This window comes from Pseudomonas sp. 21LCFQ02 (assembly GCF_024129895.2).
In the GTDB taxonomy this organism is placed as follows: domain Bacteria; phylum Pseudomonadota; class Gammaproteobacteria; order Pseudomonadales; family Pseudomonadaceae; genus Aquipseudomonas.
On record NZ_CM178749.1, the window covers coordinates 3,039,828 to 3,062,445 of the forward strand.

Annotated in this window: 20 protein-coding genes, 2 pseudogenes and 1 riboswitch; of the genes and pseudogenes, 9 read left to right on the plus strand and 13 right to left on the minus strand. The window is 51.8% G+C overall.

The window, feature by feature from the left end:
• Nucleotides 1–17: 17 nt before the first annotated feature.
• Both NJC40_RS13570 and NJC40_RS13575 read left to right on the plus strand, forming a co-directional pair.
• Complete coding sequence (locus NJC40_RS13570; protein WP_253138836.1) at nt 18–3,362, plus strand: tetratricopeptide repeat protein; 3,345 nt, start codon at nt 18–20, stop codon at nt 3,360–3,362.
• A gap of 102 nt (nt 3,363–3,464) precedes the next feature.
• A pseudogene (locus NJC40_RS13575) lies at nt 3,465–3,617 on the plus strand (DUF4113 domain-containing protein); the annotation flags it as partial.
• A gap of 53 nt (nt 3,618–3,670) precedes the next feature.
• On the opposite strand, the gene NJC40_RS13580 reads toward NJC40_RS13575, so the two are convergent.
• From NJC40_RS13580 to NJC40_RS13595, 4 genes are all read right to left on the minus strand, one after another.
• The gene (locus NJC40_RS13580) at nt 3,671–4,789 is read right to left on the minus strand and encodes a PIN domain-containing protein (protein ID WP_253138832.1); all 1,119 of its coding nucleotides are present in this window, start codon (nt 4,787–4,789) and stop codon (nt 3,671–3,673) included.
• 676 nt (nt 4,790–5,465) lie between these two features.
• Nucleotides 5,466–6,200, minus strand: coding sequence for an IS21-like element helper ATPase IstB (gene istB, locus NJC40_RS13585; RefSeq protein ID WP_042920210.1), 735 nt, complete (start codon nt 6,198–6,200; stop codon nt 5,466–5,468).
• Nucleotides 6,194–7,753, minus strand: coding sequence for an IS21 family transposase (gene istA / locus NJC40_RS13590; RefSeq protein WP_042920212.1), 1,560 nt, complete (start codon nt 7,751–7,753; stop codon nt 6,194–6,196). The genes istB and istA overlap by 7 nt, the downstream gene beginning before the upstream one ends.
• Before the next feature lie 225 nt (nt 7,754–7,978).
• Entirely contained in the window at nt 7,979–8,161 is a 183-nt protein-coding gene (locus NJC40_RS13595; protein ID WP_353887144.1) for a helix-turn-helix domain-containing protein, read from the minus strand.
• A gap of 99 nt (nt 8,162–8,260) precedes the next feature.
• On the opposite strand from NJC40_RS13595, the gene NJC40_RS13600 reads away from it, so the two are divergent.
• Complete coding sequence (locus tag NJC40_RS13600; protein WP_042920216.1) at nt 8,261–9,295, plus strand: hypothetical protein; 1,035 nt, start codon at nt 8,261–8,263, stop codon at nt 9,293–9,295.
• A gap of 673 nt (nt 9,296–9,968) precedes the next feature.
• Here the strand turns inward: NJC40_RS13600 and NJC40_RS13605 are convergent.
• The 3 genes from NJC40_RS13605 to NJC40_RS13615 form a co-directional block, all read right to left on the minus strand.
• Nucleotides 9,969–10,349 (minus strand): COG4315 family predicted lipoprotein, encoded by a 381-nt coding sequence (locus NJC40_RS13605; RefSeq protein WP_042920220.1) that lies wholly within the window; start codon nt 10,347–10,349, stop codon nt 9,969–9,971.
• Nucleotides 10,350–10,645: 296 nt separating this feature from the next.
• Nucleotides 10,646–11,638, minus strand: coding sequence for a YncE family protein (locus NJC40_RS13610; RefSeq protein WP_042920222.1), 993 nt, complete (start codon nt 11,636–11,638; stop codon nt 10,646–10,648).
• A gap of 158 nt (nt 11,639–11,796) precedes the next feature.
• Nucleotides 11,797–12,693, minus strand: a complete 897-nt coding sequence (locus tag NJC40_RS13615; protein WP_042920223.1) for a LysR family transcriptional regulator — start codon at nt 12,691–12,693, stop codon at nt 11,797–11,799.
• 116 nt (nt 12,694–12,809) lie between these two features.
• Here NJC40_RS13615 and NJC40_RS13620 point away from each other — a divergent pair, with 116 nt between their 5' ends.
• Nucleotides 12,810–13,982, plus strand: coding sequence for a TDT family transporter (locus NJC40_RS13620; protein ID WP_042920225.1), 1,173 nt, complete (start codon nt 12,810–12,812; stop codon nt 13,980–13,982).
• A 3-nt stretch (nt 13,983–13,985) separates the two neighbouring features.
• Here the strand turns inward: NJC40_RS13620 and NJC40_RS13625 are convergent, their stop codons facing one another.
• Nucleotides 13,986–14,561, minus strand: coding sequence for a uracil-DNA glycosylase (locus NJC40_RS13625; RefSeq protein WP_093503737.1), 576 nt, complete (start codon nt 14,559–14,561; stop codon nt 13,986–13,988).
• Between the two features lie 85 nt (nt 14,562–14,646).
• Nucleotides 14,647–14,708, plus strand: a riboswitch (Fluoride riboswitch).
• A 141-nt stretch (nt 14,709–14,849) separates the two neighbouring features.
• Here NJC40_RS13625 and crcB point away from each other — a divergent pair.
• The 4 genes and pseudogenes from crcB to NJC40_RS13645 all read left to right on the plus strand — a co-directional run bounded on the left by crcB (nt 14,850) and on the right by NJC40_RS13645 (nt 17,566).
• On the plus strand, nt 14,850–15,233 hold the full coding sequence (gene crcB, locus NJC40_RS13630) for a fluoride efflux transporter CrcB (RefSeq protein ID WP_042920229.1): 384 nt from the start codon (nt 14,850–14,852) through the stop codon (nt 15,231–15,233).
• Nucleotides 15,234–15,243: 10 nt separating this feature from the next.
• On the plus strand, nt 15,244–15,597 hold the full coding sequence (locus NJC40_RS13635) for a DUF190 domain-containing protein (RefSeq protein ID WP_042920230.1): 354 nt from the start codon (nt 15,244–15,246) through the stop codon (nt 15,595–15,597).
• Nucleotides 15,548–15,745 (plus strand): annotated as a pseudogene (locus NJC40_RS13640) (inorganic diphosphatase); the annotation flags it as partial. The gene NJC40_RS13635 and the pseudogene NJC40_RS13640, both read left to right, overlap by 50 nt.
• 1,503 nt (nt 15,746–17,248) lie before the next feature.
• Complete coding sequence (locus NJC40_RS13645; RefSeq protein WP_253138829.1) at nt 17,249–17,566, plus strand: hypothetical protein; 318 nt, start codon at nt 17,249–17,251, stop codon at nt 17,564–17,566.
• A gap of 57 nt (nt 17,567–17,623) precedes the next feature.
• Here NJC40_RS13645 and NJC40_RS13650 read toward each other — a convergent pair whose 3' ends face one another.
• From NJC40_RS13650 to NJC40_RS13670, 5 genes are read right to left on the minus strand one after another with little or no spacing between them, the layout of a single operon-like run.
• Nucleotides 17,624–19,135 carry a conjugal transfer protein TraG N-terminal domain-containing protein gene (locus NJC40_RS13650; RefSeq protein WP_253138826.1) on the minus strand — a complete coding sequence of 504 codons (1,512 nt, stop codon included), beginning with the start codon at nt 19,133–19,135 and terminating at the stop codon, nt 17,624–17,626.
• Nucleotides 19,132–19,494 (minus strand): hypothetical protein, encoded by a 363-nt coding sequence (locus NJC40_RS13655; protein ID WP_253138824.1) that lies wholly within the window; start codon nt 19,492–19,494, stop codon nt 19,132–19,134. Before NJC40_RS13655 ends, NJC40_RS13650 begins: the two co-directional genes overlap by 4 nt.
• Nucleotides 19,495–19,499: 5 nt before the next feature.
• Nucleotides 19,500–20,858: an integrating conjugative element protein gene (locus NJC40_RS13660; protein WP_253138820.1), complete on the minus strand. Its 1,359-nt coding sequence runs from the start codon at nt 20,856–20,858 to the stop codon at nt 19,500–19,502.
• Nucleotides 20,858–21,811 (minus strand): TIGR03756 family integrating conjugative element protein, encoded by a 954-nt coding sequence (locus NJC40_RS13665; RefSeq protein ID WP_253138816.1) that lies wholly within the window; start codon nt 21,809–21,811, stop codon nt 20,858–20,860. The genes NJC40_RS13660 and NJC40_RS13665 overlap by 1 nt, the downstream gene beginning before the upstream one ends.
• Entirely contained in the window at nt 21,808–22,212 is a 405-nt protein-coding gene (locus tag NJC40_RS13670; RefSeq protein WP_253138813.1) for a TIGR03757 family integrating conjugative element protein, read from the minus strand. Before NJC40_RS13670 ends, NJC40_RS13665 begins: the two co-directional genes overlap by 4 nt.
• Nucleotides 22,213–22,376: 164 nt before the next feature.
• Here NJC40_RS13670 and NJC40_RS13675 point away from each other — a divergent pair, with 164 nt between their 5' ends.
• The gene (locus NJC40_RS13675) at nt 22,377–22,616 is read left to right on the plus strand and encodes an antirestriction protein ArdR (protein ID WP_253138809.1); all 240 of its coding nucleotides are present in this window, start codon (nt 22,377–22,379) and stop codon (nt 22,614–22,616) included.
• Nucleotides 22,617–22,618 lie beyond the last annotated feature (2 nt).

Sequence of the window (22,618 nt, forward strand, 5' to 3'; positions counted from 1 at the left end):
CGGCAAAAAATTCAAGCGTGGCTTTTAATGGTGTGAATACCGCGCCTATTACAATAAATTCCCCTGAAGCTATTGTTGAGGCTATTTCAAAATCTGATCTAGTCAAACACGTCGCTATAGCTCAAGAAGCGACTGGAGATCTGGAGACTGAGTTTGATCGGCAGATCGATCATTATAAAGACCAAATGAACGCCGGAGCGATAAAGGCTGCTCTTGAATCTTTTGAAAAACTTTTGGCTGACCAAAAGGAAAAACTTAGTGATTATTTGATATTGCGAGTAAAAATAAATATCGCACTTTGTAAGTATCAATTAGGTGAGGTTCGTAAAGTTCCGAATCTGATTCTTGAAGCTTGCACCTACGCCCCTGAAGATAAAAGAGCAGTCGCATTTAAAGCTTTGGCATATATCCTTAAAGGAGACGCTAGTAAGGCTCTTGAGTATGGTCGCGAGAAGATCATAGAGCAACCGGATAATGAGATTTTAGCTGCATTTATATTGCAGGCTACTCGTATTGAATACGCCAATAAGGGGCAGTTTTCAGATCCATTTGAACAGTTTAGTGAGCGAGTTAAATTAAATCAATCTGTGCGTATTGCGCACATTCATCTTCTAGCTTCGCAGGAGGTTGAGGGGTGGATGGATTTAGCTAAGAGTTTTTTAGATGAGTTCCCTGATGATGCGCAGGTAAAAAGTATTATTGCGTCAGGCATCCTTCATCACTATATTAATAACAGTAAAACTGCGAACGGATTTACATTTACGGAAGATGAGGTGAGTGAGCTGAAGTTGGCGGCTAATTACTTAGCCGCTGAATGGCAGGAATTTAAAAAAAGCGATAGAGTTGCGCAAGATGGTGATCTTCAAAACATTCAGAATCTTCTGGTTTTATACAAGCTTTCAAGTGACATCGAAGCGCTCATTAGAGAGTGCTCTTATGTGTTGTCTGACTTGGCAGACGATCAGCAGTTAATCGAGATTGTAGCTCGCAGCTTGATCGATCTTCAGGGCGGCGATCTATTTGAAAAGGCTGTGGTAAAGATTGCTGATGTTGGAAAAGAAAAGGAAATCAGGGTATTAAATAAAATAGCGAATAAAGATTGGGTCGGACTAAGCGGAATTCAGGATTATGCTATTGAGAGGTTTGATTCTCCATTCATTGATCATGTTAAAGTAGTAGTTTACATTGCGCGAGCTTTCGTTGGCAAAGCACATGGCAAAGATCAGTTAAACAATCTCTTGGAGAGCCGTGTGCTTGATAGTCGCGGTCGACTACTATTGTTCGAGTTTGCTACTGCAAGTGAAGTTGTTTCAATTGCTAAGATCGCTCATTCATATGGTCGCAATCGAGTTACTGAGAAAAGCGAAGTAATTGAGTTTTGTCATTATATGAAACTTGTCCGTTATTTGATGTTATGGCAGGAGATTGTCTCTCGGCTGGAGTCGCATCCGTTCGCTATTGTAAACTACGAACTAAAGCATATGCTCGCGTTGGGATTCCTAAATGAATATCCAATCAGAACAGAGGCTATCGATTTTTTTGAAAAACATATAATTCCTGAGCCCAAAGGGTTTGAATTATTGGTCGGGTGTTTGTATTTTAAGCGCAATGATTTTAAGCGATCAGTTCCTTTAATTGAGAAGTACATTAAGAATGGGGGGAAAGACTTATTTTCTTTTATAGTGTTATGCGACATCGCCAAATTGAGTAATGATGGTTTGGCATTGACGAAACTCTTCGATACCTATGATCTTACTGCATTCGATGGCAATCCTGAGCAGCGTATGCATGTGGCTAAAGTGCGAGCATCAACAGGTCAAGGAGCCGAGGCTCTTGCAGATGCTTATAAGATCTGGGCAGAAAATCCAGATTCGGCAGACGTTGCGTTGGGGTTCTTCTGTACTTTTATTATGGTCGAAAAAGAACAGATTTTGGGTTCGGTAACAGTTGTCAGTAATGGGTGCTATTATCGGCTTGTGCCTTCCGAAGGACAAGCAATTGAAAAAAATGTTGAGTGGAATTGTGAAGATATCCTTGATCTCTCGCCAGAAAAAGTAGATTTCTATACCCGGCAAGTATGGGGTAAAGGTGTAGGGTACAAGTTCGCACAGGACAAACTTCAAGGCGAAATAGTTTGGGTTTTAGAAGAAATTAAGCATCCTTATTTATACGCATTTCATGAGATTTGCAAGAACTACGAGACAAAGTTTCCTAATGCAGGAGGACTGTGGTCGCTGAGCGTGAAGGATAACAACTTTGACTCTTTACTTGCAATGGTTCAGCGGCAAGCCGATTGGGATAACACTTTGTTTGGAGAAATTCTTGACAAAAATATGCCTTTAGAAGTTGCTGCTGGCCTCAGCAAAAAAGGAATATTCGACGTTTATGATTTGGTCCGATCTAAAGCTGGAGCAGTGAGCACCTGCGTGGGTACTGCGGAAGATCGAATGACCGCAATGCGACTGGTTGAAAGCTACGAAGGCAAGCCAGTCATCCTCGATACCTATGCTGCGAGGGTCGCCTCTGAACTCGGACTTCTTGAGTCTTTGAGTTCCTTCTTTAGCAGAGTAATTGTTTCGCATAACACGTTACAAACGTTGCAGATGCTGTCAATTGATAAGGCAGAATTATTCGGTGCTGTATCCATGGAGAATGCTCGCATATTAGAATCTATAAGAGATATAGAGTCCCGATGTGAGGTTGTTGAGTATAGTTTTCCTAGGCATTCAGACGAGCTTACAGATAAGCTTGTTGAACTGAACGCTGCTGGTATAGCGCCATATTTCATTGCAAAAGATCAATCTGCTTTATTTGTTACAGAGGATGCTTACTCTAGAGGGTTTGCTTCACATGTTTATCAGCTCGTAGATAGCGTTTGGATTCAAGCAGTGCTGAATACCCTGTTGCAACGTGGATTTATAGATATGGAGCTTTTTTCAAGCGCGATGCTTGGCTTGGTGGAGCGAAAACATGGTTATGTCTCGGTTGGCGGTTATCTTCTAGAGTATGTTTATCAAAACGATAAAACTCCAAATCTTGCTAAGATTTCAGAATTATGTGAATTCATAGGAGGGCCGCATGCTGAGCTAGAAAGCCATTACAATATAATATTTCAATTTATTCTTATGCGCTGGTTAATAGACTATAATCCTAATATTGATCAAGCGCTTGAGGGGCTGCTTCTGAAGAGTCACGGCGACGCCTTTCCGTCTGCTAAAGCAATGAAAGCCACATCAATGTTGCTGGAGAAGCTGATCGCAATACCAGGCGGCAGGCTCAAGCTAAAAGAGCTTATAGATCTCCCGATAATCCGATTGAGTCGTTTCATCATAGACTGGTGGAATGGCCATTTTTACCGATGATAAGTTTGGCCAGTTATTTTCAGCCAAATAAGTCATATGTTGCAGGGTTGATCGCTTCATCATGTACGCGGAGATTGCTCCGCGTACATAGCCTTGAAACCGATAATGCGTGTCATGGATGACATTAATGGCCGGTGGGGAGCTGTACGATCTGCAGCAGTGCCCTCAGAACCTGACTGGGGCATGCGGCGAAATATGATGAGCCAGAGCTATACAACACGGCTGGATCAGTTGTGGAAAATATCAGCTAAATAAGTTTTTAAATTAAATTTATAATGTAGTTTTATTGCTTGTGTCGGTGTATATATCTATAGTCTAAATATATCGATGTATATTTGACTGTTGTGGGGGTCTTTTATATGATCAAATTGCACGCATTCAAATAAAAACTCTGTGCTAAATTTTTCATCTGTGAAGGTCTCGCACCATTCTCCTCTTAATGGCAAGCGATTTTGGTGTATTCTATCTCTTACTTTGTCAATGAAGTAGAACTTATCGTCGATGAATTTGATTTGTAAGTCAACGTTATCCACAGAAAAAGAGCATGAGAGAGATATTTTAATGATGCCTTTTGCTTCGAGTATGTCGGTTTCATTGTCGATGTTCACGTTACTTTCAACTACGTCACAAGATATGCTTTTTTCATCTATTTCAATATTTAGAAATGAAGAAAATAAATCGTGGCTTAATGCGGCGCTTTGTTCGATTATGCATTTTTTCATGTGCTTTATAAGGGTGGCGTCAAACTTTTTAATTACATCTGCGCTACACGTTTTTGGAATGTTTGAGCTTAGTTCTCTGAATGAAACTGCAGTGGTACGAGCTACATACACATTGGGCGCCTCATAATGAGAATCTAGCGATAATAAGTTGTCTCGGCCTATTTTTGATATTTCATTACTGCAAGCGAAATCATTAAGGTTTTCAGTTATAAAGATGACTTTGTAATTTTTTTTGTCCTTGATAAGCTCTTTTATGGACTCGACTATCAGGTAGTCTTTATACCCTTTTTCTTTTACGTTCTTGTCTGTGAATGGTTTAATGCGCTGATTCATTCTCTCTACAATATGCTTGTGTTTTACAGATGGGTATGGAAGGATTGTTATGTTGTTTTCCTTTATGAATTTGTTTAGGCGAGCAGGGTATTTTTTATGTGAGTTATCTAGTTTCTTAGCGGCAGAGTTTTTGTTTAAAATTCCATTCAAGCCTAGTAGGTCGAAGCTTTTATATATTCTATCAAGTTTTTCTTTTGCATCTGTCAATGATTCCTCATAGTTACCAATGCACTCATCAAAAACAACTTCGGGGATGAAAATATCTAACTCATAAAATTTTCTAGTTTTTACTAATTTATGCAGATAATGGCTGGTCAATGCGTAGTTTTTAATCAAAATATTTGCGTCAATTACAATGGCTTTAAATTTCATTGCCTAGTGCCTTTAAGGGTGATTGATCTCTATATTCAGCCTGGGATATAACCTTACGATTTTTTTATATTTTTCTGCATAGTTCTCGTTTGTAAAAGCCTGTTCAAAATTATTGCGCATTAACAATCTGGATGATATCAAGGAAAAACCAACCCCCTAATCCAGGGCCACTATCTGTGAATAGCACGGCACGCAGGCTTGTGAGTTGTTCATGAGGTCCACTGCTCACTCTGTCAGGATCAATTCATCATCAATCCTGACAGAGAACCAATGACGCATCCACTGCCGTGTAAGATGCTTCCGCCCAAGAAAATTCAAGCATCTGATCCGAGTAGCATCAGCTACCAGTCGACTGCGAGAGCGCGACGTGATGCTTTTTTGCTCAAGCACGAGGTTTATCTATTCGCGGGGATCAACAAGGGCTGCCGATCGTGCAATTTCTATCTGCTTCCGACGACACTTCTTGACCGATTGTTGTAGGGGCTAGTGATTCTGACACTTTATTCCGAAGATCCTGAGCCACTCGCGCTGGTGATTCTGACCCAGCCACTCCAGTGGTTGTGACCCACTACGCTGACGATGCTGACCCTCCACCCAAGCGCTAAATCTGCTCCCCCTCACGACAGGTCACCGCAATTAAATGACGAAGGGGCCATCGCCCCTTCGTTATCGATGATTACGTCTTGGCTGCTTGTTTACGCAGTGACTCGCCCTTGAGTCCTATTCGGTGTGACCGGTGGACGATACGATCTAGGATGGCCTCGGCCAGCGTGGCGTCGTTGAACATACTGTGCCAGTGCTCAGTAGGGAATTGGCTAGTGATGATCAGCGATCCGGCCTGCATCCGCTGATCGACAATATCCAGCAAGGTATATCCCACCGTGGGCTCCACCGGTGCCAACCCGAAGTCATCGAGGATAAGCAGGTGAGCTTTGCTCAAGGCTGCTCGGTACTTGGGTAGAGAGCCATCACCAATGGCGATTTGCAGCTCTTCATAGAGTTTCGATGCGTTTTTATAGATCACAGAGTAGCCCTGTCGGCAGGCCTGGCTGCCAAATGCGCAGGCGAGCCAACTCTTACCTGTGCCGGTGGCTCCGGTCAGCAGCAGGTTCTGTTGCTGAGCGATCCAGGAGCATCCCGCCAGACCGGCGATCACTTGCTTATCCAGACCGCGACTGCTGCGGTAATCCAGATCCTCAAGGTGCGCGGCATAACGCAGTTTCGCCTGCTTCAGTAGTCGAGACAGTTTGCGGTTCTCGCGCTCGCTGAGTTCACGATCCACCATCAGGCCGAAGCGATCATCGAAGGGAAGTTCCTGCATGCGCGGCTGCTCAAGCTGATCGCGGTAGGCCTTGGCCATGCCGGACAATTGCAGTTGCTGGAGCTTGCTTTGGGTCTGCTGATTCAGCATGTCGAGCGATCCTTTTCATCAGCAAAGTAGTGGGCACCACGCAGGTTCTCGTGAGCGGGTGTTGAGCTGGGCAGAGCTTTCAGACCAGGACGCTTGTCGGGCTGCTCGCGCAAGATGGATTGCAGGCTTTTCAGGGCGAAGGTATTAATGGTCAGCGCATAGGCACAGGCCTCCTCCAGTCGGGCATCGCCATGTAAACGAGCCTCTTTACGCAAAGCGCTGGCGGCCTTGTACCCGTTGGCCACATCGGTACGTTCGGTCAGGTGATACTGCAAGTGACGTAGCAGCGCAGGCCCGACCCTTTCGCCCCAAGCGAGCAATGCGGCGGGCTCACTCTCAGCGTAATACTGGTGGTTGGGCGGCCTGTGCTCCGGCTGCATGCTGATCCCAGAGACATACTGCCGGGGATGACTACTGACACGCAGATGGTTGTGAAAGACCTCCACGACCTCGCCCGTAGCGCGCACATCCACTTGCTGCTGCACCAATCGGCTCGGTACGGAATAGTGATGGTTGTCGTACTCCACTAGGTAATCACTGCGCACCCGCACCTTGAAGCGCCAATCGGCATGCTCATAGGCGTGGATCGGCAGTGGCTGGAGAGCAGGCTGTTCCACCTCGACGAACAGGCTGTGCCGACTGCAACCAGGCTGTCGCTTGAATGGGCGCTGATTGAATGCCGGTAGCAATTCCAATATGGCCTGATTTAGTTCTGCCAAGCTGAAGAATCGACGGTGACGCAGGGCTGCCAGCAGCCAGCGCTGAATCAGTTTCACTCCGGCCTCCACCTTGCCCTTGTCTTTAGGTTTACGCGGGCGCGCCGGCAAAATGATGGCCTGGTAGTGCTGGGCCAGTTGCTGGTAGATCAGGTTGAGCTGAACCTCATTCTTGCCATGCTTGATCACAGCCGCTTTGAGATTGTCGGGAACAAGCAGGCGGGGTACACCTTCGAAGAAATTGAAAGCCTGCACATGGCAGTGCATCCAGTCTTCAATCCGTTGACTCCAGACTGCGCAGGCGAAGGTGTAGCTGGAGTAGCCCAGCACACCGACAAAGATTTGCGCCATCCGAGGTTCTGATTGACCGTCCAGATAGACCGGCATGGTCTTGCCGGAGAAATCCAAAAAGAGCTTGTCGCCAGGCTGATGCAGCTGACGCATTGCCAATGGCTGCTGCTGTAGGAAGCGGCGATAGCTGGACGTGAACTGCGAATAGGCTATGCCGCCTGGCTCGGTGGCCCGCCATTCACGCCATAGCAGTTCCAAGGTGACGCTGGGGTTGCGCATCTCCGCATGCACCCAATTCCAGTCGGGACAAGCTTTCAAGCGAAAGCCACTGAATGGCTTGATCCCCAAATGATCATAGAGCTGTTCATCACTCCACCCGGCAAGCTGACCCAAGTCGAGATCAATGCGCTCCAAATGGCGTTGTAAGCGCTTGAGGCTGTTGCGCGAAAGCCCAGTGCTATGAGCAATTTCGCGCGTTGATAGACGTGTGCCATAGTGCAAGCGCACGGCTTCGCGCAGGAGGCGCGGTTCAATCCGGACTCTCATCCATACTCCTTCGTACCCCGTGAGTGGGGCGCTGAACGGCAGGCAGTACCTGCCCCTCGGCCTTGACAGCCGATAGAAGGACGCTGAGAATTCACAAGCGTTGAAGGTGCTTATGTCATCTGGAAAAAGGCTCGGAGTTGCTGCTCCGGGCCTTTTTTGCGTCCACAGTTTTTGTTTGCCTGTACGATCTAATCGATAACCTGACTCCCTATGGCTCTGTGAGGCTCAACTGCTATGGTGGCTCGATACTCCAGCCTGGGCTACAAGCCAACGCTCTACCTCCTGCTTGAGAAATAAGCGGCGGCGGCTGACACGGAACGATGGAGACATCGGTAAGCCCATGCTCAGCCGGTTGCGCGCCGTATGCTCAGAAATCCTGAGAATCTGGCTCACCTCCTTGAGTGTCATCGTTTCCACCGTTGTCTCCTTGCGTGGGCAGCAATATCCCGATGCCGCATGCTAGGTACTAGGCGGATGCTTAACTACTAGCCAGATTGGACACTTGATTTGCCTCTCTACATAGATGACGTATTTCTCGACTCTCTCGCCTATGAGGAGGTGGCAGTTGCTCTCTGGGCAATAAGGTTGCACGCCTCTGACGAGGCTGTAACGCCAACCATCGCGCTTCGGCTGATCAGGCAGTATCTGCAACCCCTGATCCCTCCCGAGCACTGCCATTTGCTTTATAAGCAGCGGGTGCCGACGTGGAACGGCATTTGGGGGATTTACGCCTCACTAGGGTTTGCTGTTTGCCAGAGCAACGACCCTCGCCTACTTGAAGTGATGAAGGCAGTGCAACTGATCCATGCCAACACCACATGGCCGCCAAGGGAATACACCTTCCCCACCGTCGTTGAAGTGACGAACTTCCTCAGCATATGCAACCATCTGCAAATCCCGGCTCAGGGTATGATTCGTGCAGAAGACGGATCCCAAATTGACCTTTTCAGCTTTTGCACTTTGTGCTGGCGACAACCACTGACAGGAAGAAAGCTCTGCGCACACCATGCACCGAATGCTCCGCTTCAGGACGAAGTCGGAACGCAGGCAGCTGCCGCGCGATACAAGTCAGGTGTTCGCCAGAGAGAACGGTTCGATAAGGAAGTAAATCGTATTCTGACCAAGGAAGTGACCGAGTTTCATGAAGGGCTCTTCACGCCCGTCGTGCTGTTCCCCGAACAGGATATAGCTATCTGGCTGACCGAACGCCGTCCTCTGCTGTGGCGATTGCTTAGTGAGCGTCAGCAAGAACTCAACGATGGAAACGCAGTTAGCTTGCTGCTTGATCTACTGCACAGCCCTGACGGACTGCCGCCCAAGGCATATCAGATTTACCGACAAATCAATAGGCACCTGCAGGGCCATCCGCTTCTGATTTGGCCAATGCTCATGCGGGCCGAGGGGTGGTACCGATGTCGAGAAAAAGTGCGGGGGCAATGGGGCGGTAAACGCTCTGGTGCAGGGCGTCCCGTGCAGCTAGCCACAGAACCGCCAGCTACCTCCCCAGATGCCGGGACGCAGGTCACGGTTACGCGATTATGAACCCTGATGAAATGCTGGTAGGTCTTCACATCTGATCATCCCTAATGAGCGTTCGCTTTGGGTCTAAATCGCCCCCTCGCGACCGGCAGTAATCGGCCTAGGCTTTGTAAAAACGTTTTCGAGTGCGATAGGTGCGCAGAGCCGGACTGAAAATTGCGCCTATGGGCGAAATGCGTATCTGCTGACGAGCCGATAAATTTCAGATTTCACGTAGACACACGCACTTCAATTTTTGCGAGGCGTTTTTACACACTCTTGGCCTATCGCTGTCTTTCGATGCGTAGGACGCAGGTTCGATCTCCCCGCCCCGGCAATCATTGCTACAGTCGATTGAATGTGGATCTTCTGGTTAATCCGAGCGTGCGCTCTCAGATTTTGCATTCTTGACTTGGTTCAATAACCGTAAAAATTGTTAGCTATTGAGGCAGGCCTTCACAGTGTCATCCAGGATGGCTATCAGCTCGGTGATGATTATTTCCGCGGGCCAAATGAGTTTCTTATCGCCCATGCATTTTTCTAATGATTTTTGCTATGGCAGTCCACTCGGTGTTGGCCAGATCCATCGTAGCATTTTAAGACGTGGCAGCTACATGCTGGCGAAATATCAGATACGTACTCGTACTCACGCCACCGAAAAACCAGTGGCGTGAGCTAGCCTATCAATTATTTGATGTCACGGCTTGGCAACGTGCCAGACTTGGTTGACGCCGTCACCAGTTGTATCGCCTGGCTTGACATCTTTGACCCAGCTGTAAAGTGGCATGCCTTTGTATGCCCATTGTTTTGTGCCATCGTCTCTAGTAACGATAGAGTAATCATGCTCCGCTTTCGCGTCTGCGGATACCGCTAAAGGTGGCCAGTTTGCAGCGCATGGCCCATTGCAGGCCGACTTGCCCGAGGAGTCCTTACCAAAGGTATAAAGAGTCATACCTTTGGCGTCTACGAGTACTTTTCCCTTGTCCGTTTCAGCAACCTTGACTGGCGCATCGGCGAGCGCCAAACCCGACATACAGCAGGCGGTGACAGCGACGGTGAAAATCATCTTTTTTAACATACGTATCCCCTTCTGGTGTTTTTAGCTTTTAGAGACTCACCTGCTATCTGGAGCAGCACGTGATTAAATAGTAGACGCCGTAGAAAAAACGTCCTGATATCATTTTTGCTGGAGTCCTGTTCGCCCCCGGCCCTGTGCTTTCTCGATTGGGCAACGCGCCGCTCACGGTCAAGCATCACTCGCTAATCCCAATGAGTGAAGGCGACTCATCCACCAGAACTCATCACTTTCACTCATTATTATTTATCCAGTCGTGGATTATTAGCAGTCCCCCGATGAAGACCAGGGCTGTCCAGTCAGTCGGCCTCGAGCGTCGAAACCACCTTGTTGCTGGCGAGATCGACTGTGGAGATACTCAAGTCCTCGTTGAGGACATAAGCCTTCGACTTGTCTTTGCTGAATACAATGGCCTGGCGGGGCGCCTTCAAACCGGTCACAGTCGTCGTCACTTTTAGCGTTTTGGTGTCGATCACTGAAAGGCTGTTGTCACCCAGGTTACCAGAGTAGACGTGCCGCCCGTCTGGAGTCAGAGCTGCGCCGTAGGGGTCTTTGCCCACCATGACCGTGGTTGTGATTGCGCGTTTTCGAGTGTCGACAACTGCGATGCTGTTACTGCCACTGTTAGCCGCGTACAGCGTATTACCGTCGGCTGATATGGAGATGGCGCGCAACTTGTTGAAGCCAGTGATCTCACCTTTGATCGTATTAGTTTTGCTGTCGACCAGGGTGATTTTGTCGCCAAGAAAGTTTGTGACATAGACGGTTTTGCCGTCAGGGCTTAATCGGATGCCTTGGCGCGGTTGGGAGAAGCCAGGTACCACAGCGACTGGCCGCTGGTGATCAAGATCAATGACCGACAGCGTGCTGGCCGCTTCATTGTTGACGTAGAGCAAGCCTCCGTCCTTGCTGAGTGTGGTACCAAAAGCACCTGCGCCCAATGGAATATCTGCGATCACTTTTAAAGTCTTGGTGTCAATCTTGCGCACGACCCCCAAACTGCTGTCGGAGAGGTAGAACACATCGCCAGTTGGCGAAAACACAATATTTCGCGGCGTGACGTATCCGTTCAGAACCTGCCGAACCTTGCCGTTTTTCAAATCATAGACCACTACATCTGGACGCTGACTGTACGAGACCACCGCCGTCATTTCATCTGGGCTGACAGCCAGCGAGTTGTTGCGAATATCGCCGTCAAACGTCCATCGATCTTGCGCGGCTAATGCGTTCATCGTTGTGGTCAACGCAACGCCCAGCGTCAGGGCTTTGACGGTTTTATTTATCACATTCATCAGAGCTTCCTCATAAGGGTAAGCAAGGCCTTCAGTCGCGCCTTGGCAAATACAACTCGTTCATTGCTGCAGGACAGTGAGTTGACCTTATGCGTCTTTGATAAATTCCGGAAACGACTTGTTTTTGTAGCGCTTACCTGTTTTTTAAATAGATCAAGCTATTTCTGGCTCGCGAATTGACTGCAGCTTTCCCAGAATCGCTCAAGCCCAGACGAGATATACTTGTCCCGGTGGCGGATCAGAAAAAAACGTCGGGTCAGTGCAGGCAAGGCGTGCGGCAGTTCAACCAGGACTTGGGAGGCAAGTAGATCCCGAACTACCCAGCGGGACAGGCAACTGATGCCGATGCCTTGTGCGAGGGTATGCTTGATAGCCTCTGAACTGCCGATCTGGCGGGTTTCGGCGAGATCGTGCAGATGACGCAGCAGCAATTGTTCGACTTCTTCACGGGTACCAGAACCTGGCTCGCGCAGTAGCCATTCAGCAGTACGAAAGTCATTAAGTGTGACCTGCTGCTTTAGCGCCAATGGGTGCCGTTGGCCTGCGACAATAAGCAGTTCATCAACAAGCCAAGGCTCAGCACGGAGTTCGGGCAGGTGGCAAGGCCCCTCAATCAGGCCCATATCAATGTCGAAATCAGCGACTCTCCTTGCGATAGCCATGCTGTTGGCCATGTCGATATCGACCCTCAAATGTGATGCTGATTGACGTAGCTCACCGAGAATCAATGGCAGAATGTAATTGCCTATAGTGGTACTGCACCCTACCCGCAAGCGTGTCTTCATCCCAGCATGGCCTGGTAAGAAGCCGGCCTCTATCTGTTGTGCGTTCTCAAGCATCCTTCTGGCTTGAGGCAGTAAGGCGTGGCCGTTATCGTTCAGCACTAAACGCTTTCCTACTCGGTCAAACAGCCTCGTATCCAAGGCGTTTTCCAACTCGTTGAGTGCGGCGCTAGTTGCAGATTGGGATAGTGACACTGATACGGCTGCGTTGGTGGTGCTACCGTGTTGTGCAACGGCGCAGAAAATTTGTAGCTGACGCAGGCTTAGCTTCAAAAGATCTACCCTCAAAATCGGTAATGAATACCTATATTATCCGTTTTTACAGCTATTCCCATCACGCTAGGCTTCAGTAATGTCAGATTGAACGCATACTGAGACGGAGCGCGTAAATGAGTGATACACGACTCGCAGCTATTATGGGCGGCCGCCATCCACTGGCGGCTTTGTCCAATCCAAGAGAGGCGATCCGGCAGTTCACACCTAACTGGTTTGCCGCCACGATGGGCACCGGCATTCTGGCCTTGGCCCTAGGGCAGTTGCCGGGTCACAGTGCGCTGCTTGCAGGTGTTGGCGAGGCCCTTTGGCTGTTCAATATCCTGCTGTTTACCGTCTTTACCTTGATGTACGCCGCCCGCTGGGTGTTCTTCTTCGATGAGGCAAAACAGATCTTTGGGCATTCCACGGTTTCGATGTTTTTCGGCACGATACCGATGGGCCTGGCAACCATCATCAACGGGCTGGTTCAGTACGGTCTGCCAAACTGGGGAGAGGGTGTGATTGCCCTGGCCCATGTGCTCTGGTGGCTGGACGTCGCCATGGCACTGGCGTGCGGTGTACTTATCCCATTCATGATGTTCACCCGACAAGAACACAGCATCGATCAGATGACTGCTGTATGGCTGCTTCCTGTGGTAGCGGCGGAAGTAGCAGCGGCGAGCGGCGGTATCATCGCACCGCATCTGGCCGATACCAACGCTCAGTTCACGATGCTGATCACCAGTTACGTCTTGTGGGCCTACTCGGTTCCGGTGGCCTTGAGCATTTTGGTTATTCTGGTACTGCGCCTGGCGCTTCATAAGTTACCGCACGAGAGCATGGCGGCATCGTCTTGGTTATCGCTGGGGCCGATTGGTACCGGTGCGCTGGGCATGTTGGTCATTGGCAACGATGCACCGGCCATCTTTGCCGCCCATGGCATGCCAGGCATAGGTGCGGTAGCTGCTGGCATCGGGGTGGTATCGGGTGTTCTATTTTGGGGGCTTGGCTTGTGGTGGATGCTCTTGGCACTGCTCATTACCGCTCGCTATGCGAAAGGAGGCATCCCTTTCAATCTTGGCTGGTGGGGCTTCACTTTCCCGCTTGGCGTCTATGCGGTAACAACGCTCAAGCTCGGTGTGACGCTGAACTTGGTCTTTTTTGATGTGCTGGGCGTTATCTTGGTGATGATGTTGGCCATCATGTGGCTGGTGGTTGCAACCAAAACCGCCGTCGGTGCATACCGTGGCAATCTGTTTGTATCGCCCTGCATCGCGTCGCTGAACGCCAAGCGCGCCGGTGCCTAACGATCAGACACTTGCCATCAGCGCCGCTCGGGTCAGAGTAGCGACAATGTCTTTAGCGACATCGGGATGCTGACACACCGAAAGAGGGCTCGGGTGGGGCATGGCGAGCAGCCTGACCTCAGGGCGATGATGCTCGATTTCGGGTGCAGCTCTCTGCGCCACGCGCCCAGCCAAGACCACAGCGCGCAGGCACGGGAGCAGATCCATTACCTCTTTCAGCAGAGTGACGCCCTCTGTGATTTTCAAGCGGCTGATGGCTTGGGCAGGACTGCCCAGATCCGGCAGCCATGGATAAATATTCCACAAGATGGTCTGCTCACGCGCGAGACATGCCTGTTCAAGAAAGCGCTTCAGGTTGCGTTGGGAAGGCCCGGTGTTGTCTCGGGAAACGAAGCGTGGCCACGAGCAATCCCTGGCCGGAGACTCCAGCAATATCAGTACAGAGGCATCGACCCCACCATCCATCGGATCAAAGTACGGCAGTCGTCTAGTTCCCAGGCTCCGGGCATCTACCCAGTTGTTTAGAATATCAACAGGCTGGGAGTACAGATGATGTCTGCGGGTATCTTGGATATTCATCTAGTCTCTAGGCGTCGAGGGGAAACCGTGCTCGCGTCAAGGATTGCAAAGCACTATTTACGTGACAATTGCGCGAGTGATATGTTGCTTCCAAGGAGATGGCATTCCTCCTCACAACCGCCCCGTGCTGATGATGCCTACGTGAACCCTGGACAGGGTGCGTAGGTGTGCTCCCTGTCCGCTAATCTAGGACAGGATCTTGACTCAAAATTCCGTATTACCTCTCTATCGCAATCTGCGTTTATCAGCGCCTCCTCGGCCCTACCTGCTCAGAGGAGATTTACAGTCATGCTGAAATCACTCTTTGTCATCGCCATCGGCGCATCACTTGGTGCGTGGTTGCGCTGGCTCCTGGGTATAAAGCTCAACGCGCTGTTCCCAACTATTCCCCCAGGCACTTTGGTGGCGAACATGGTCGGGGGGTACATCATCGGCCTAGCCATCGCGTTCTTGGCCGCATCTCCCTCCTTAAGCCCCGAATGGCGCCTGCTGATAATCACGGGCTTTTGCGGGGGACTTACCACCTTTTCCACCTTTTCAGCCGAAACAGTTGCCCTAATCCAAGAAGGAAGATTGCTGTGGGCGCTTGGCTCAATTTCATTGCACGTCGTAGGTTCGTTAGCGATGACCGCTGCCGGACTACTGTCTTACCAAATGATTGGTACTCGCTGAGGAGATCAAAATGAAAGGCTATATGGTCGTTTTCTTCACCCAACAAAACCGTCGTTACCAAGGAAAGATGCTTGGCGAATGGATCGTTGACGTAGCTAAGGAAATGGGGCTGCGCGGTGCCACGCTGTGCACTGGAATCGAAGGTTTTGGACACACTGGAAAACTTCACTCATCGCACTTTTTTGAGCTGGCTGATCAACCCACGGAGATTCGCCTGGCAATCACGGAGGAGGAGTCAGAGCGGTTATTCAACCGACTGGACTGCGAGGAAATATCGGTGTTTTTCACGAAGACGCCAATCGAGATGGGCACGCTTGGAAAAACGCCTCCCAGCGATACCCAGTCCAAAACTTCGGAGCTATGAACATGAGCTATACGGACAGATCTTCGTTGACCGCTTCCTCAGTACACTGATGTTCTACTCGGCCAACTACGGGTTCGTTCCAACTACGCTGAGGGATGACGGCTATCCTCTCGACGCTCTGGTGATTTGTCCTTACCCGTTATCACCATAGCCCCTACAAGCCTTGGATGTGATCAGTGGCTCACCCAATCGGAGGAGGCCAGTGAGGAATGGGTCGACTCCAGTACCGAGCCCCTGAGACCTTCGAACCTCAAAATAGTCTCCCTGCAACGGTGAAAACGACTTCTTTTTGTCTGCTCCTAACTACTACGAAGGGCCGCTTTTGGCCGAGGCTGTGTAAAAACGTTTTCGAGTGCGACAGGTGCGCAGAACCGGACTGAAAATCGCGCCTCTGGGCGAAATCCGTATCTGCTGACGAGTCGATAAATTTCAGTTTTCACGTAGACGTGCGTACTTTAGCGTTTTTACACACTCTGGGCCGATAACTGCCCATCATCACCGACGGCAATCGCCCAGAAGCGGCTCTCACTCCAAAAGAAGTGCAAGGAAATTTCGACGTTCGCTACCTATGGCTTGGTGGGGCAGGATCGTCGGCGCAGTGGATTACAACCACTGGATTAGCTAGGCAGAACCTGCGGCTCGGATGGCGCACAATCACTGGAATTGGTTGCCACCATCACTGGAATACACAATTGTGGCCTGGCGTGAGTGGCTGCAACGGTTCGAAAGACGCCGCTCCCCGAATATACCCCGGCGGTCTTGAGTGCGGTGTTGGAGCGATTATTCTCCAACATCAAGTACGCGGACAATCTCTGCGTACCAGAGTCATCAACCACCTGGTGCGCGGGCTTTTTTAGGCTAGGGTCAGCGAGAGGCCCCACATATGGACCCTCAGTGCGTATGAGGCGGAGAGGGCAGGGACATGTTCTTGTCCTTATCGACTACAAATTGTGGCTATGAGGGATATGGCGACGATGGGATGAGGCTCTATCCTTTCGTGAAGAAGGTGCAGTTGATTGCATCCAGATCAGCGCTCGAGGTCTCTCAAGAATCAGCCTGGCAGAAGTCCCAAGGGTAGTGGGGCGCTCTGATTCATTGCCCCACAGCGCCCTTTTATAGCCCGAGGTAACGAGGCCCTTTCGGGTAGGGCTTTTACCATTATGAACCATTCCCTTACCGCCGTTCCCTTTGGGCCATTTACAACCTTTTGAGGCGGAAGCATCTGAGTCATAGAGAAAGGATCAATCTGGATCAGCGCGCAGGCGGGCTATATTTTCGTTCGCCTGTGACAGCAGCTCCTTTAGCCTGGCAATCTCAACCATAGCATCCGAGAGTTGGCCCCGTGTGCGCTGGAGGGTCTCCAAAGCCTGTTGCAGGTCAGCATGCGCCTCTTTGCGACGATTACGGAAGTCGCGCTGCCTATCAGCATTGCTCTTTGCATTTCCTGACCTTGGACGTCCTGGACCACGAGGAGGTGAGGGTGGGGAGTCGGTAGGCATGTCGTTTCGTCCGATGACCGGTCGCTGATTGAATAGTTACGTAACAAAATCTATGCTATCGTTATGCCATGTAAGTTGCAAGGCACCCGTTGGCAACTGCTTCAGAATCGGGGTATAAACGGGTTCAAGCTGTTCAGGAAGGAATCAGAACCATGACCACTCAATCGCTCGCATACCGGGTAGGCTCTGCACTTGGCGTGATCGCCGGAGCGCTGGTGCATGCCCGTAAACCAAGTGTGTGCTGGATCAAGCGTGCGTTAGTCGTAGGCCTGTTGCTGTGGGTTGTAGTAGCGAATTTTTCTTGGCTTGTTAGCTCTTTGCTTACTGTAGGGTGTTTGGCCTTGTTGCTTGCTGCAAGTTCCAGGCTTGGAACATCTAGTATTTCCGATATAGACCTGTCGATCACAACGAATCGGGATGGCTACGAGCATGACGGTTTTTACGCAAAGGGCGTAAAACTGCACGATTGAAGCCTGCTGTGCCAAAGCACTTGGCGCTCAGGCACAGCAGTCAGGCATATGGTATTACTACAAAGCCTTCTTAGCAGCATCCCCGCCTTTCTCGCCGGCAGTCTGAACGTCCTTCGCGCCGGTTTTCATCCCCTCAAGTACGTTACCTGCGCTCACGCCAGCCCAACTTAATGCAGCTATCCATAGCAAAGGCAGAATTATGAACATCGCGCCCATCACAAAGTTCAAGATCGCGTCCTGAGTAGCCACGTTCAGCCCAAGAACAGGATCGAATGGCAAATCAGGTGAGCCTGAGCCATACATGGCTTCCAGAATCGTCGAGTCCAGCCAGCGTGCGAGTTGCAACCAGAAGTCCACAAACATCACCGCGAAGAACACCACGCTCGTCGTCGTCGTAACGCTGAGCTGATACGCACCGACCACCAGCACCATCGGCAAACAGATCACGATGCCCATCTTGATAAACGAGAGCACCATCGGCAGCGCTTGCCTGACCATGTCCATCCCTGGGAAGTAGGCCAGCGAGCCCAGGGCTACGCCAAATGTCCCACCGGCTCTCGCCAGTCCGTTCCACATGGTCCCGCCGATCTGCCCGCCGTAGTCGGAATAGACATCTCCCCTCATCTGGCTGGACGGTGCGACAAGTTGCCGAATCAATGCCTCGGTCACTTCGTCTGCAGACATCCACTTTGCCCAGCCGAGAAACTGCGTCACCAAATCTGGATCAACCTGGTCCTTCAGGCGATCGCGTAGGCCGGTGCCGCCGTCCGACCACCACTGCTTACACTTGGGGTATCCGCCACCTCCTGACACTTGTGGCATGCCATCGTCACGCTGGCTGTCGTAGGGCCAGGCTGTTCTGGGTGAGCGTGAGTAGTCGGTATCGTAGTAGCCCGATGTATTGAGAAAGAACTTGGAGCCAATCCAGTTCAGGTCCTGCAGGGACTTGGAGCTGTCAGCGGCTGAGCCAAGATCGGGTTGCCGCATAAACATCCGTGCCCGGGAAGGCCCATAACAGTCATGGGTGAAGTCGGCCACTTCCTGGGCGAGAAGGGGATTGTTGATCTTGGCTGCATTCACCTCCATCCGCATCATCCGCAGATCCGTCCCGCAGGGTATCGCTGCCACAGCACCGGCAGTGAGACCCTTGGACAGCGAGTGCATGAAGGCCCACCAGATGGGGATCTGGGCGGACTGGTTGGCCACGCTGCTGAAGGTGGTCGACCAACCAGTGTCAGTCGGTGCCGGCGTGTTCACCTGGCACTGCTTGGATCGCTCCTGGTCGAACTGGAGAGTGTCGAGTCCCACACGCACCGAGGGCACCGCACAGAGCATCACAACGACGTAAGCCACATAGGTGTTGGTCTCGATGCGTGCCAGGGATAACACACCCTTGTTGCCTTCATCAGCCCCTTCTCCACGGGCCTTGAGCCATTCACGGGTGACGATGATGATGAAGGGCAGGGCGAACAGTCCGGTATCGGAGATCATGTTCCAGATCCCGTTGTTGATCACCCAGCCGATCAGCGTCAGGTAATACTCCAGGTAGTCGTTGGTATAGAGGGTCATAGCAGAGCCCCCCAGTCGACTGGGGCTTTCTTGACCTCGACCAGGACGATCAGGATCACGGCAGCCGCCTGAAGCCCCATCAGCCTGAGCCGGTCACCAGGAGAGGTCGCCAGTTTCCACGGTTGTATCTTTAGCCAAGCATAGGTCAATGCAGCGTAGAGCAAGCATCGCCAGGTTAATAAACCCCCATAGTGGTCGTGGCTCCACTCGTACCACTGCTCGACACCTCCCATCCAACGAATGACCAGGCTGGCGATCAACATGCCGAGGACGGTTATCAGCATCATCAACGTCAGGAGAAAGATGATGCGTTTAAAGGTTTTGAAGGGGCTGCGGCCGGCAGTTAGGTCTTTGGACATGGCCATCACTCCCTTGTGGGTTTCTGCAGGAGGTTCAGACGGTTGGATTCAGTCGCACCTGGCATGATCGCCCTAGAGTTTTCCGAGCGGGCCTGGCTGCGCTCGATGATCGCCATCGGGGAGTTGGCGGCCAGCTCGCGACGCAGATCGAGCTCGATCTTCAAGTTCATGATCTCCTGTTGCAGCACGTCGGTTTGTTTTTCCACGGCTTCGGTGGCCACGCTGTTGGCCGCCACGTTCGACTCTTTGGAGCCAGAGATCAGCATGCGCTTTAGCACCAAGGCCCGACCGAGTACATCTGAGAGGGCCACTTCGGACGCCAGGCGCTCTGTCAGCAGTGCCTGGTCACGCTCATCGCGCAGCGCTGCGATAACCCCGCGGGTGATCGGAAGTGAGTCGCTGGAGGCCTTGCGCAGCTTCTCGGATGTGATGGGGGTGCCAGGCTTGATCAGATCCTGCAGGGCGGTTAGTTTCTCTTCGTAGGTTTCCTGGATCAGTGGCGTCAAGCCCACGCCGGGGGTCGACTCACTGGAGCAGCCTTCACAAGTCTTGATCTGTTGCTCGCCCAGGACACGATTGGCGAACTGGCTGGCTTCGGCGGGGGACTCCCAATACCCACACGTCAAACCGTTCGAGCAACTGTTTGCCGGCACTGAAGATTTGTCAGTAGGGGCGCGCTTGTTCAACATGTTGTAACCGGCTTTGGTCACATCACTGACCACCTTGATCGGCTCTTGGCCTGAGCCGCCGGCCTGCTTGCCACCGACCCACGTCACGCCTTTTTCACCAGGTGCTTTTTCAACCTGGTCGACCACTGCTACAGCGTCAGTGTTGTTCGCCAAGGCTTGGCTCATTTTTTGGCCTTCAGCCACCTTACCCCAGCTCATTTGCCCGCCGCCGGCTATGTCAGCCATCTTCTCGGTCATGGCGCGGCACGTAGCCTTGGAGCGGTCGAAGTCCAGCCTGGCTTGCAGGATGCCGTTGGTGAGCAGGTTGTAAAGGGCAGGGTTCGAGCGTTGCAGGATCAATGCCGGCAGCGAACTCACTGCGCTGGTGGCGTTCTGTACCACCGAGCTCATGATGTTCTGAAAGCCCTGAGTGGCACCGTTCAACTGGTTTTGCAGTGTGTTGCTCAGGTCCATGTTTCCGCAGACCAGATTGTTCTGCCAACCCAGCCCGACGCCGATGCTTTCCATCTGCCCGGCGCTGCCCATTGTGACGGCGCTGCCGCCGCCGATGCTGTACAGCAGGTCATCGCCAATGACACTGCCTTGTTGTTCTACATGGATTGGATCAGCGGCGTGGGCTACTGCAGACAGAGTGAGCAGGGCAACGCCTGCCGGTAACAAAAAGTGCTTCAGCATTACAGGGTTCCCCCGCTTGGTTGAAAGTCAACGCTGCCCAGAAAGATTTGCCCGCGACGCTCACAACAGGCGTAAGGCCGCCAAAGTGCCCAGGCATAGGATTGATCCCCGGACTCCAGATTGGGAGCGAGGCTTGGAAACGCGGCGCAAGTCGGGCTGAGAGTGGGGGTGAGTTCCTGCCACTTGCCCGTCATCGAATTGCCTTCCATTAGCGCGCCGGCAGGCCAGTAGCCGTCTTGAGGCATTGCAACCATTGGCAGATAGACGTGAGGCTGGCCAACCCGGGTTGTAACGTCGCCGGCGCGCTGCGCGATCACCGCTGAAGCCTTGTAGCCGTCAGCCTGGTGAATGAAGCCGCTACGCGGATAGACGCTGCCCCAGGTGTTGGCTGTCAACAGGCTGCCCACTTCACGCATCCCCGGTATCAGGGATTCGGGATACACCGCTTCCGGGATTCCGTAGCGCCAGGCCCAGGTGTCGATGGAACTCAGCAGGTAAGGCACGTAGGCAGTGCCGGCCCCCTTGCAGGCATACCCGGAACCGCTGGCAAACTGGCTGAACGCGAATCCGCCCGGGTGCCCGATCACGTCGGCCTCGCGGAAGCGAGTCATGTTGTTCTCGTTACCGTGGTTGGTTGTACCGTCATTGCCAGCCTGCGCAGTGGCGTTCGGTGCGCCCATGGTGCTGACTTCAATCCACGGGTTCTCTCCGGTGTTGGCATAGGACGAAACCACTGCGTCCGGGACGAAATGCGCGACCTTGGTGGAGGTCCTGACCTGGCAACCGAAGTTGGTGCAGAACAGCCAGTAGCAGATGCCGACCACCTTGTATTCCAGGCAGGTCGGGGATGCCGTTGAGGCCACGATGGTTGCAGTGGTGATGCTCGCTGCCGGGACAATTGAGCTGTTGGCCATCAAGGCCAATGCCGCGATGCGGCGCCGTAGGATGTTCATTGGCGAGCCTGCTCGATCAACTGCAGGGCGCGCTGGACGTTTGGTTCGCCGTAGACCACATAGCGCTGATCGACGACAACAGCAGGAACCTTGGCGATACCCAGGCCCCAGGCCTTGGCCTTGGCTTGCTGAGCCTTCGCGAGCTGTTGATTCAGTTGCCGCCCTTCAGGGCTGGCCATCAGCGCTTCAAACGCTTTCGTGGCTTGCTGCGGGGACTTTGGTAGCAACGAGGTCAGTTTTTCTTCCAGGATCTGTTGCTCATCGAGCTGAGTGACCTGAGCATCCTGGTAGTTGCTGACAGCGTGTGCCCGGTCAGTGATGACCCAGACTTCTTCAGTCGCATGGGCATTAGTGATGCAGGAGGCGAGTAGGGCAGCAGTGATGAGAGGCAAATGGTGCATGGCGCTGTACCTGTGGAGGTGAAAGCCACAGCTAAACGCGAATAGTCATGCAAGACCGCAATCAATGGAAAATATGCATCTGCTCTTTTCTTTGGTGTGGTCACTCTCCGTTGCAATTGATGCTCAATGGTATGCTTCAGTTGTAGTTCTGACCCGGCCCCTCAATGAACATCTCTATCGACTCTTTACGCATTAGCGCGGCTTCTTGGCGAGCCTGTAATCCTGAGCACTCTGGTGGAGTTGTTCTGCTGTGGCAGGGCGTGGTGTACGGTTGGAAGGATTCTCTTCGGGACCCAGGTGATGAGCGACCTGGCGCGTTTGCAGTAGCTGAAGATGGCCAGATATACGTAGCAGAGGGTGGAGAAAAGTCTAACGGCGCTCAACGCTGGAGCGCCGTTTCTTAACC